This is a genomic window from Microcoleus sp. w2-18bC1 (genome assembly GCF_036700365.1).
Taxonomy (GTDB): Bacteria; Cyanobacteriota; Cyanobacteriia; order Cyanobacteriales; family Microcoleaceae; genus Microcoleus.
Genome location: NZ_JAUBOS010000024.1, coordinates 54,430 through 65,900, shown reverse-complemented (window position 1 = coordinate 65,900; position 11,471 = coordinate 54,430). Strand labels below are relative to the sequence as shown.

Here is an 11,471-nt window from a genome sequence, read left to right as displayed (position 1 = left end):
AACAGGCATCTTCCCTGTTTCTAATTTTCAATAACAGGCAGGATGCCTGTTCCACAAGAAAATTGATCGTTTGTGGAACAGGCATCTTCCCTGTTTCTAATTTTCAATAACAGGCAGGATGCCTGTTCCACAAGAAAATTGATCGTTTGTGGAACAGGCATCTTGCCTGTTCCAAACTATTCGGCAACTACAAACTATTACCTACTAGCGCCGGACGAGACTCTTTTTTGCGAAATTGCAAAGAGTTATTTTCGCAGTCGATCGCAATTGTATCTCCCTCGACAAACGCATTTTCCAGAATCTTGTTAGCCAGCGGGTTTTCCAACTCCCGCTGGATAGCACGTTTCAAGGGACGAGCGCCGTAAACCGGGTCGTAACCAACATCTGTGATATGATTTTTAGCCGCATCGGACAGTTCCAAAGTGATTTTTTGCTCTGCCAACAAACGCTCGATCCGCTTCACTTGAATGCTGACAATTTGCCGCAGTTCGACCTTGCTCAAAGTGTGGAACAAAATTATCTCGTCCACCCGATTGAGAAATTCGGGTCTGAAGTGCGATCGCAGCGCTGTCATCACCCGTTTTAACATCTGTTCGTACTCTTGGTCTGTCTCCCGGTCTTGAGTCAATAAATTTTCATTTTCACTCTTGTTTTCAGTCTTGTTTTCACTCTTAGTTACAGTATCAACATCAACTCGCTGGGCCGACACCTCAACAGTACCGTCGGCAGCCACTTTATAATCTGTCTTTTGACTTGACAAATCTTTCGTTTCCTGCTTCCGACTCGCAGGTTTTTTGACGGTTTTTTCCTTCTTAGTAAACACGTCTAAAATGTGGTCGCTGCCGATATTGCTAGTCATCACAATTACGGTATTTCTAAAGTCAACCACTCGACCTTGAGAATCGGTAATTCTGCCGTCATCCAAAACTTGCAGCAAAATGTTAAATACGTCGGGGTGCGCTTTTTCCACTTCGTCAAACAGCACTACCGAATAAGGATGTCTCCGCACTGCTTCGGAAAGTTGTCCCCCTTCATCGTAACCGACATATCCGGGAGGAGCTCCTACCAACCGGGAAACGCTGTGCTTCTCCATGTATTCCGACATATCGATGCGGACGATCGCATCATCGCTGTCAAACAAAAACTCAGCCAACGCCCGCGCTAACTCAGTTTTTCCGACGCCTGTGGGGCCCATAAACAAGAAAGAGCCGATCGGTCTCCCCGGATCTTTCATACCCGCCCTAGCGCGCCGAATTGCCGCCGCCACGGCTGTTACAGCTTCCTCTTGACCGATAACTTTTTGGTGCAAGTGTTTTTCCAATTGCAGCAATTTTTGGCGTTCGGATTCTAACAACCGGTTAACCGGAATGCCCGTCCATTTAGCGACAATTTCCGCAATATCGCCCTCAGTAACTTTTTCGCGCAGCAGGGAAGAACCTTGAGCTTGCTGTTTCAAAAGTTCCGCTTCTTTGGCTTCGCGATCGCGCACCGCCGTTTCCAACTTGCCGTACTTTAACTGGGCGGCTTTATTCAAATCGTAAGCCCTTTCTGCCTGTTCAATTTGCACTCGCAGTTGGTCTTCTTCTGCTTTCAATTTATTGATTGCATCCAACAACTGCTTTTCGCCCAACCACTGAGAGGACAATTTTTCCTGCTTAACTTTTAAAATGTCAATCTCAGATGTGATGCGTTCGACGCGGAAGCCGAGCCCAGGGGCTAGAGCACCTTTGCCTTCCCCTTCGATCGACAATTTTTCCATTTCCAACTGCATCACCCGGCGGTCAATGCCTTCCAATTCCACAGGTTTAGAGGTAATCTCCATTTTCAAGTGGGCGGCCGCTTCATCTACAAGGTCGATCGCCTTGTCCGGCAAAAAGCGATCGGAAATATAGCGAAAAGACAGAGTTGCAGCAGCTACCAGGGCCGAATCAGTAATTTTTACCCCGTGGTGACGTTCGTAACGGTCTTTCAATCCGCGCAAAATCGAAACAGTATCTTCAACGCTGGGTTCGCCGACAAATACTTGTTGAAAGCGGCGTTCCAAGGCAGGATCTTTTTCAATATTCTTACGGAATTCGTCGAGAGTTGTAGCGCCGATGCAGCGCAATTCGCCTCTCGCCAACATGGGTTTTAACAAATTTCCCGCATCCATTCCCGAACCCGAACTGCCACCGCCACCAGTGCCGACAACCGTGTGCAATTCGTCAATAAATAGGACAATTTGACCGTCGGAATCGATGACTTCCCGCAGGACAGATCGCAATCGTTCTTCAAATTCGCCCCGGAATTTTGCCCCAGCAATTAAACTGCCCATGTCGAGGCTAAATAGCTGGCGATTTTTCAAAGATTCCGGTACGTCACCGTTGACAATTCGTTGGGCTAAACCTTCGGCGATCGCAGTTTTTCCGACTCCGGGATCGCCAATTAACACTGGATTGTTTTTTTGGCGGCGGGAAAGAACTTGTACCACGCGGCGGATTTCCTCGTCGCGGCCGATTACTGGGTCGAGTTTGCCGGCTTTGGCGGCTTCTGTCAAATCGCGGCCGTACTTGCTGAGGGCGTCGGAGTTAGCTTCGCCATCTTGATCTTGGGCTTTAGCGCTGCTGCGGCTGCCTTTCCCGGTTTCGGAATTTTTTTCTTGGGCTTTAGCAGTGGCGCGGAAAGATTTGATGGCTTCTTCGAGTTTTGGTCGATCGAGTGTACCGGCTGGGGGTTTGCGATCGTAACCGGGGCGACCCGGCGGGCCGTCGCCTTTGGTCAGCAACCTGCGCCCGACTCGTTCGTCTTCTACTAAACCAATTAATAAATGTTCAACGGCGATAAAATTATCTTGCCAAGTCGCCCTGGTGGCCTCGGCAACATCTAACATCACTTCTAAGCCGCGACCGAGGTATAGTTGGTCAGCGTTGGCAACTCTGGGCTGTCGTTTGGCAAAAGCATCTAACTGCTGGGCCAAGCGGGGGGCATCGACTCCAGCTTTGCTGAGAATGCTGTTGGCCTGGCCTTGCTGTTCGAGAAGGGCGATGGCTAAATGTTCAACCTCTAGCTGCTGATTGGCAAAGCGGCGGGCTACATCCTGGGATTTGACAATGGCTTCCCAGGCTTGATCTGTAAATTTGCTAGGGTCTGTTGGCTGCACGTTGGTTCCTCGCAATCAAGGGGATTCCTGTTGTTATCCGTTAATACATCGTCTCACAACCATCATAATCTTTAAACAGGATTATGAATTTATGAGTGCGGTTAACTAAGGCGGAACTTGTGACCTAATTGACCTGTTGCAAAAGCTTACACTCCGCAATCCACCCCGAAATTTGGTGCGTTCAGACCCACTCTGGCAATTCCCTTGGGGATAGGTTCGCTGGCTGTACTTATAAAAATATTGCCAGAAACAAGATTTTTTAGCGATTGAGATTTATGCTATTTCCCACTTACCAATTTTTAGTATTTTTCCTAATTATTTTTAGCCTGATCGTCTCGGTGAAACCCCAAGTCGATTTGTATAAAATTGTCTTGTTAGTTTCGAGTTTATTATTTTATTCCTTTTGGAGCTTTGACTTTCTATTGCTCCTTATTTTCTCTACAGTCTACAATTATATCATTCTCCGGGTTCTCTGCAAGAGTAAGTATAAAAAATTTGCTTTAATCTCCGGTCTAATTTTCAACATTGGCTATCTCGGCATCTTTAAATATTGCAACTTCTTTGTAACTTCCTTATTTGAGGTACTGAATCAGCTACAAATTCCAGCCAACTTTCCAGTTTTGCAAATAATCGCCCCCGTCGGCGTGTCTTTCTACACTTTTAGAATGATTTCTCATTTAATCGACTGCTACCAGCAAAAAATCCCTTGTCCGAAATTTGTAGACTATGCCGCCTACATTACCTATTTTCCGCAAATTGCCTCCGGGCCAATCTCGCGAGCTCGCGAATTTTACTTGCAGCTAAATTCACAGGAAAAATACGACTATAAAATTGAAGAAGTTATAGTTTTGATTTTGTCTGGACTCTTCAAAAAATATACTTTAGCCAGCTTTTTGTTTAACTTCACTGACTTGCCATTCAAAGTCCCCCAGCAGTACAGCAGCATCGATTTAATCCTCGCGGCAATTTCCTATTCCTGTTTAATTTACGTAGATTTCAGTGGCTACTCGGATTTAGCCAACGGCATCTCCTGTTTGCTGGGTTTCAAACCCATTGCCAACTTTAATATGCCATACCGATCGCTCAGTCTGCAAGAATTTTGGAAACGGTGGCACATCAGTCTTTCCGAGTGGCTGAGGGATTACGTTTACTTTCCCTTTGGCGGCAACAAATACGGCAAGTTGAGGAAGTACGTAAATTTACTGATGACAATGGCGATCGGCGGATTGTGGCACGGCGCCGGTTTAAACTTTATTTTCTGGGGAGCAATTCACGGTTTAGGATTAATTGTCAACCATTTATGTAAAGATATCCCCCAAGCTATCCACTTTAAATTAGACTATGCTTTTCCCAGATTTGCTAAATTTTGCAGTTGGTTGCTAACATTTACTTTTGTTACTTGTAGTTGGGTATTTTTCGGCACTCCCAACTGGGAAACTGCGGTGAGTTTTTTTGAAGGAATTGTCAATCCTGCTGTAGCCACTTTTCAATTTAACTTTTGGCAATTGTATTTAGTAATTGCAGTCATTGGCGCGATCAACTTGTGGGGCGATCGCATCTCCGAACTATTGCAAACCGTATTGTCATTAAAAAACATTTTTTTTCGGGTTGTCTTAGTTTCGCTGCTCGTGTATACTATCTTGATGTTGGGGCCAAGTACCATGCCGCCTTTTATTTACTTTAATTTCTAAGAAATATGAAAGACCGGGAAATTTTGCTGATTGTTACTTCTGTAATTCTCACTTTAATATTTTCAAACTTATCATTATTTCTAAAAAGCTTTGCTTCAACTCCTTTCGCCAGTCCAGAAATCAAAGAAGCAGCGCGCCAGATCGAAATAGACGGTTTCAGAAAATCAGAACAAGATTTTTGGAGCAAAATTAAAGATATTAACTTCGATAGCCTCCCCAAAGAATCAGAACTTCCTCCTGTCAAAACCGAAACAAAAACGGCCGTTCACCCCCCAAAGCCTGCTACTGCTAAAAAACCAACTCCAGCTAAACCCAAACTGACCATACCTTATCGCAAATTTTTATTTATTGGAGATTCCGTAATGTTCGACTTAGGAATTCAACTCCAGTACACTCTTAAGAAAAAATACAATATCGTCGATACCAAAATAGACTATAAGGTCTCGACTGGATTAAATCGGATAGATTATTATGATTGGTATGCCAGAACTCGCCAAATTCTTAATACTTACCAGCCGGATGTAGTGATAGTTTTGTTCGGAGCAAATGACCGTCAAAATATTATTGATTCTCAAGGAAAAGGCCGCGCTGTCCTAACCAAGGAATGGCAAAAAGCTTATCAAGAAAGAGTTGAAAGATATGCCAAGTTACTGGATTCGTCATCCGTCAGAAAAGTGTATTGGGTCGGTCAATCAATCCCTAACAAATCTTTGTATTTAAAAGCTTTTCCCATCATGAACGATATTTATAAAAATGCCAGCAAATCTTCATCCAAAATCGAATTTATTTCTACTTGGGAGACATTTGCCCAAGCAGGAAAATTTGTTCCAGTAGTTGCTAATAAATCGGGTAAGCGAGGCTATGTAAAAAATAATGACGGCTTGCACTTTACCTCCCACGGAGCTCAAATTATCAGCGACTTAATCGTTGATCAAATGGTCAGCGACAAAATATTAAAAGCCCCAACCAAAAAATAACTATATGAGGTGGGGTTTCGTTGCCCAACCTATACTTTGGACATTTGACCAATTATTGCTAAATAATATATTTATTTCGGGGTTCATATTGGCTTTTATTAACTAGCTTTATAGGGAAAATCTAGGCTTGAGTTATAATAAAATTCCTCGTGAAACCGGGTTTCAAATTCCCTATGCGTCCAGGACGAATATTGACAAAAAGCAGCAGTAGATGTAAAATTGAAATGAGCATCAAACAACAGCGTCAAGATATAGTAATTGTCATCGCGACAAATTATGACGAGCAATGTGTGGAAACTCGATCGCACTAACATCCCTGAGTCAAGGGGGTGCAGCGGCACAGCACTCATCTTCCTTCTCACTAAATATACTCAACCTTGGCAAAGAATAAACCTAGTTGAAAAATTCCTGCAACAGTGCGGCATCGAGCCTTTTGCTGAAGTTTTGGGCGTACCCAACAGCGGAATATTCAGAGAAAATATACCGCAAGCCGTCAGAAAACCGCATCCGAATTTGCTGTTTCGGGCTTTGGCAATTCAGGCATTGGGGAAGGTGCGAGAGGGGCTGATATCAAGTGAGAGAGAAGCTAGAGCAAGTGATTTTAGCAAAAATCTGCTGGCGGCGTTAGAACAGGAAGCGCGAGGGGGAGCGACTCCTTTAATTCGGTGGTCTGCGGCTGTTAGTATTAAGTCAATTTGGTTGGATGAAGCAGGGCAATGGGAAGGCAAGGAAGGTGCTGTCAATGCCACAATCAATGCAGAGGAAATTGAGCGACGGGTTGTAGAAGAGCAAATTCAACTATTAGCAAGCAACAAAATTGCTTTAGGTGACAGCAGCAGACATGACAGCCACAAGGAATATGAGAATTGTCTCGATTTTTGGGTGTACGGCCCTAGCTGGCTGCTGCCCAGTCTGCCAATGGATTGCGAAGAATATCTGTTTTGGATCGATCGAGTATTTGTTGCGATCGCACTTACGGGCCCGTACAAATTGAATGTCGAAAACGATGCAGCGGTAACAAACTTTTTGGAAGTTGCAGAAAATAATTTTAATGACTGGGAATTCTCTAAAATAATTGCCAAAATTTTTGAGTTCCTGTACCACCCGGAAGCGAAAGTAAAAAATCTAGCTACAATTATTTTAGAACCTTACAAAGATAAGCTAGACCGAAAATCGGCGCAGATTATGACAGCGCTTGTATATAAATTTAATGTAAAATATCAGCCCTTAGAATGTCTGACTCTTCCCGAAATAGAAGAGTACAAAGCGTCACTGTATTTCGGTCAAATGGAAATTGACGACTTGTATGGTGAGGCTTTGTCGCTGTGTGGCGATCGGGATGTCGAACTCGCAAGTTTATTGTCAGCTAAACAAAGGGAATCCCAAAATACTCTAGAGGAGCATATCAACAATCTCAGCAAGTTAGTTAAGTCAATCATAAATTGCCAGAGCTTGTTAGATGCTAATAGGGAACTTTTGTATTTGACTGTAGATCGGCTGGAAAAATGGGACTACACTCTAGACAATAAACTGGCGGCGCACCGCAAACAAATCCAAAACCTGAGCTTGGATAAAAGTACATCCGAGCAGTGCATAAACCTGGACAATGAACTCAATTATATCAGAGATGCTTTGCAGTATACTTTGTATGAAATCACCTCAAATATTAACAGCCAAATTAGAGAGTTAGAACTTTCTGCGTCCAAAAATAGCAAGACTGCAACAGATATGTTTAAGTGGACGTGGCTATTATTCAGGGTGGGGTTTTCAGTAGGGCTGTTTTTGTATTTATCGGATTTAGTGATTAAGTGGATATTCGCGGTCAGCTACACAAGCGAATTTTTAGTTTATTGGACTATTTTATTTAGTGTGATAGTAGTATTTTTGTTAGTATTATCTGTATTTTTTTCTGGGATCGCTGCTTTAGACCAGCGCCGAGAATCTAAATTACTTCCAAAATTTGATAGCTTAAGCCAAATAGGGAGCAGTTTTTCTATATTGTGGCAAAAAATTTATTTGCAGCAGTTTGTCCCGTCGGTGCGATCGAATTAAAAGTTTCAGTTGACAGTTGTGGGTACGACTGTTGACAGTTTTGGGTATGAATGTTGTCTAAACGAAAATGGAAGGGGGAAGATAGTTTTTCCTTCCCCTTCCCCCTCTTAAGAAAGTTAAGATGCGGTTGTTGCTGCTACTTTCTGGGTGTTGCTACCTTGATTTTCCAGTTGAATTAATTCAACTTTATATCCATCTGGATCTTGCACAAAAGCGATGACAGTTGAACCGTGCTTCATCGGGCCGGGTTCCCGAATAACTTTACCGCTGCGGGCTTTAATTTCTTCGCAAGTACCGTAAATGTCGTCAACGCCGATCGCAATATGACCGTAAGCATCCCCTAAATTGTACTGTTCGACGCCCCAGTTGTATGTTAATTCCAAAACTGTAGTGTCTGATTCGTCGCCGTAGCCAACAAAAGCCAGAGTAAATTTACCGTCGGGATACTCTTTTTGTCGCAGCAATTTCATCCCCAGAACCTCGGTGTAAAATTTGAGGGACTCTTCCAGGTTGCCGACTCGGAGCATCGTGTGTAGTAGTTGCATTTAGCTCACTCCAAATTTTTTAAGCTTCCTCAATTTTAGCGATATCTTGCTGGAAAAAACCGCGTCGGCAAAGTTTACCTGGTGTTAGCTTGCTTTTTACTGAACAAAAACCACCACAACTCTAAACCCATTAATGTCAATCCGCCTGCTGTTACGCCAATTTTTACACCTAGTGGCTGTTCAATGCTGTGGAATTGATTCGTTGAAGTAGAATGCTGGACGGACTGTTCGGAAGCTTGAACTCCCGAGGCCATTCCCATCACAAGTCCTAAACTCGCGAGACTTCCCCAAATTTGACGATGGTGTAACATTTTTCTAATTCCTCCTAATTTAGGCAAGAGATTTTGGTTTAAAATTCCGCAATCGCAAAGCATTAGTAAGTACGGAAACTGAACTAAAAGCCATTGCTGCGCCGGCGATAATTGGATTTAGCAGCCAGCCAAAAATGGGGAACAAAATACCAGCGGCGATCGGTATTCCAGCGATGTTGTAAATAAACGCAAAAAACAGATTTTCGCGGATGTTCCGCATGGTGGCGCGGGAAAGTTTAATTGCTGTAACTATGCCTTGCAAATCTCCTGAAATTAAGGTAATGTCGCTGGCTGCGATCGCCACATCTGTGCCGGTGCCGATCGCAATTCCCACGTCTGCTAAGGCCAAAGCCGGTGCATCATTAATCCCGTCTCCCACCATCGCGACAATTTTTCCTCGCCGTTGCAGGGCTTGGATTTGAGCTGCTTTTTGGTCGGGTCTAACTTCAGCAAAAACACGAGTAATGCCCACGGATTGGGCGATCGACTCCGCAGTAGCGCGATTATCCCCCGTCAGCATCGCCACCTCCAAACCCAGTTTTTGAAGCGCTTTCACCGCCTGCGCTGACGAGGGTTTGAGGGCATCCGCAATGCCCAGAATTGCCTCTATTTTGCCCTCTATCGCCATCCAAACCACCGTTTTGCTCGCAGCTTCCAAAGCTCTCGCGCGCAATTCCAGATATTCAGTATCGCAGCCTAGTTCCTGCATCCACCTCAGCGTTCCCAGGGCGATCGACTTTCCGGCTACAACTCCGCGAACACCACTTCCCGCGATCGCCTCAAAATCCTTAACATCCGTCAAATTCACCTCTTGAGATTGAGCGTATCTCACAACAGCTTCCCCCAAAGGATGCTCCGAATTTCGCTCGACAGACGCAGCTAATTGCAGCAACTTTAACTCATTGCTATTCTCGGTTCCTTTAATTGTCACAAAATCAGTTACAGTCGGCTTGCCTTCTGTGAGAGTTCCCGTTTTATCTAACACGATAATTTGGATTTGGTGAGCCAATTCTAAACTCTCCGCTCCTTTAATTAAAATCCCGTTTTCTGCACCTTTACCAGTTCCCACCATCACAGCAGTCGGAGTCGCTAAACCCAAAGCGCAGGGACAAGCAATAATCAAGACTCCCACCATTGTCACGGTCGCTAGAGTGAAGTTTCCCGTCGTGTTAAACCAGATAATAAAAGTAGCTAAAGCGAGGGAAATTACTACAGGAACAAACCAACCAGTCACTTGGTCTGCTAACTTTTGAATTGGTGCTTTTGAACCCTGTGCGTCCTGCACCATCTTGACAATTTGAGCTAAAAATGTATCTTTGCCAACTCTTGTCGCCCGAAACTTGAAGCTGCCAGTTTTGTTAATTGTGGCTCCGATAACTTCGTCGCCAAGCTGCTTTTTGACAGGCAAACTTTCTCCCGTAACCATTGCTTCGTCTACCGTCGAAGCACCCTCAATAACATCTCCATCTACGGGGATTTGCTCTCCCGGCCGCACCTGCACGATGTCGCCAATTTCCACTTGGGCGATCGGCACTTCCAACTCTTCCCCGTTGCGAACTATCCGAGCAGTTTTTGCTTGCAAACCCATGAGTTTCCGAATGGCTTCGGAAGTCTCTCCCTTCGCCCGATTTTCTAGGGTTTTCCCCAACAGAATTAAGGCGATAACGCTGGCTGCTACTTCATAGTAAACGCTAGGAGTCAAACCTTGGGCTGTCAAGAAACCGGGAAAAAATGTCACAAATACAGAATAAAAGTAAGCAGCACTCGTTCCCAAGGCAATCAAGGTATCCATTGTCGCCACCCGCCGTTTGAAGGATTTCCAAGCTCCTACATAAAACGATTTGCCGCACCAAAATTGTACGGGGGATGTCAGGACTAATTGCAGCCAAAAATTGTGCAGCCATGGGGGAATAAATGGCAGATGCAAGCCGGTCATCGCTGGAATAGCGCCCACAAATAGCAGGGTGCTTATGATACCTGCTGTCCAGAGCTTCCGCTGCAAGGTTTGAGATTCAGATTTGCGAGCGGCTTGTTCGGAATCATCCTCTGTCGCGGCCATTTCTTGAAGCGGCAAAGCTTGGTATCCCGCATCATCAACAGCAGATTGAATTGTTTCTAAGTTGGTTTGCTTGGAGTCGTATTGGATGGTTGCTCGTTCCATCCCAAAATTGACATGACACTCAAGTACGCCGGGAACAGATTGAATTGCTTGTTCGATAGATGAAGCACAAGAAGCACAACTCATGCCCCGCAATTTAAGTGTGAGATTGTCCATAGATGCCCTCCTAACTTATAAAGTTACCTTCTGTCTTCAAATGACCTCGCCTAAAAACGGATAACGTGCGACGTACTCCTGTCGTGGAGAATCAAAAATTTTAGACTCTTGTTAAATCTCCCAGATTCAAAGCTGCAAGTAAATCTAAAATCTAAAATCTAAAATAGACTTGTTGGATAGCCCGCCGATGCGATCGCTTTCCTAACTTCACTTTCTGACTTAGCGGTTTGAATCGTGACCAATTTTGTCTTGAGATCGGCCTCAACCTTTGAGGCTGAGTCAATGGTTTGGACTGCTTTTGCGATCGTAGTCGCACAAGCAGAACAAGCCATCTTAGGAACTTTTAGCTGTAAAGTCATAATTTCAACCTCAGCAGAAACTACTCTGCTCAATCAATGAATTAACTCCATTGTAAAGTCTCCAGTACACAGGAGAGTCAAGGGGAATTGCAAAATAAATCAGGAATTATAAAAAAAGTGGT

At 44.3% G+C, this 11,471-nt stretch carries 8 protein-coding genes; 3 read left to right on the top strand and 5 right to left on the bottom strand.

The window, feature by feature from the left end:
* Positions 1–187: 187 nt before the first annotated feature.
* Positions 188–3,139: an AAA family ATPase gene (locus tag QT979_RS14960; protein WP_333214040.1), complete on the bottom strand. Its 2,952-nt coding sequence runs from the start codon at positions 3,137–3,139 to the stop codon at positions 188–190.
* A 275-nt stretch (positions 3,140–3,414) separates the two neighbouring features.
* On the opposite strand from QT979_RS14960, the gene QT979_RS14955 reads away from it, so the two are divergent.
* From QT979_RS14955 to QT979_RS14945, 3 genes are all read left to right on the top strand, one after another.
* Positions 3,415–4,830: an MBOAT family O-acyltransferase gene (locus QT979_RS14955; RefSeq protein ID WP_333310807.1), complete on the top strand. Its 1,416-nt coding sequence runs from the start codon at positions 3,415–3,417 to the stop codon at positions 4,828–4,830.
* Positions 4,831–4,835: 5 nt separating this feature from the next.
* Entirely contained in the window at positions 4,836–5,807 is a 972-nt protein-coding gene (locus tag QT979_RS14950; RefSeq protein ID WP_333310805.1) for a DUF459 domain-containing protein, read from the top strand.
* Between the two features lie 276 nt (positions 5,808–6,083).
* Complete coding sequence (locus QT979_RS14945) at positions 6,084–7,859, top strand: hypothetical protein (RefSeq protein WP_333214046.1); 1,776 nt, start codon at positions 6,084–6,086, stop codon at positions 7,857–7,859.
* Positions 7,860–7,975: 116 nt separating this feature from the next.
* On the opposite strand, the gene gloA is transcribed toward QT979_RS14945, so the two are convergent.
* The 4 genes from gloA to QT979_RS14925 form a co-directional block, all read right to left on the bottom strand.
* The gene (gene gloA, locus QT979_RS14940; protein ID WP_333214048.1) at positions 7,976–8,404 is read right to left on the bottom strand and encodes a lactoylglutathione lyase; all 429 of its coding nucleotides are present in this window, start codon (positions 8,402–8,404) and stop codon (positions 7,976–7,978) included.
* Positions 8,405–8,478: 74 nt separating this feature from the next.
* Complete coding sequence (locus QT979_RS14935) at positions 8,479–8,715, bottom strand: hypothetical protein (RefSeq protein ID WP_333214051.1); 237 nt, start codon at positions 8,713–8,715, stop codon at positions 8,479–8,481.
* Between the two features lie 19 nt (positions 8,716–8,734).
* Positions 8,735–10,990 carry a heavy metal translocating P-type ATPase gene (locus tag QT979_RS14930; protein WP_333310803.1) on the bottom strand — a complete coding sequence of 752 codons (2,256 nt, stop codon included), beginning with the start codon at positions 10,988–10,990 and terminating at the stop codon, positions 8,735–8,737.
* Positions 10,991–11,148: 158 nt separating this feature from the next.
* Positions 11,149–11,349, bottom strand: coding sequence for a heavy-metal-associated domain-containing protein (locus tag QT979_RS14925; RefSeq protein WP_333214055.1), 201 nt, complete (start codon positions 11,347–11,349; stop codon positions 11,149–11,151).
* Between the last annotated feature and the right edge of the window lie 122 nt (positions 11,350–11,471).

Bases quoted from the DNA above. Each gene is read 5' to 3' on its own strand.
- QT979_RS14950 (WP_333310805.1), top strand. From the start codon at position 4,836: ATGAAAGACCGGGAAATTTTGCTGATTGTTACTTCTGTAATTCTCACT.
- QT979_RS14955 (WP_333310807.1), top strand. From the start codon at position 3,415: ATGCTATTTCCCACTTACCAATTTTTAGTATTTTTCCTAATTATTTTT.
- gloA (WP_333214048.1), bottom strand. From the start codon at position 8,404: ATGCAACTACTACACACGATGCTCCGAGTCGGCAACCTGGAAGAGTCC.
- QT979_RS14930 (WP_333310803.1), bottom strand. From the start codon at position 10,990: ATGGACAATCTCACACTTAAATTGCGGGGCATGAGTTGTGCTTCTTGT.
- QT979_RS14925 (WP_333214055.1), bottom strand. From the start codon at position 11,349: ATGACTTTACAGCTAAAAGTTCCTAAGATGGCTTGTTCTGCTTGTGCG.
- QT979_RS14945 (WP_333214046.1), top strand. From the start codon at position 6,084: ATGACGAGCAATGTGTGGAAACTCGATCGCACTAACATCCCTGAGTCA.
- QT979_RS14935 (WP_333214051.1), bottom strand. From the start codon at position 8,715: ATGTTACACCATCGTCAAATTTGGGGAAGTCTCGCGAGTTTAGGACTT.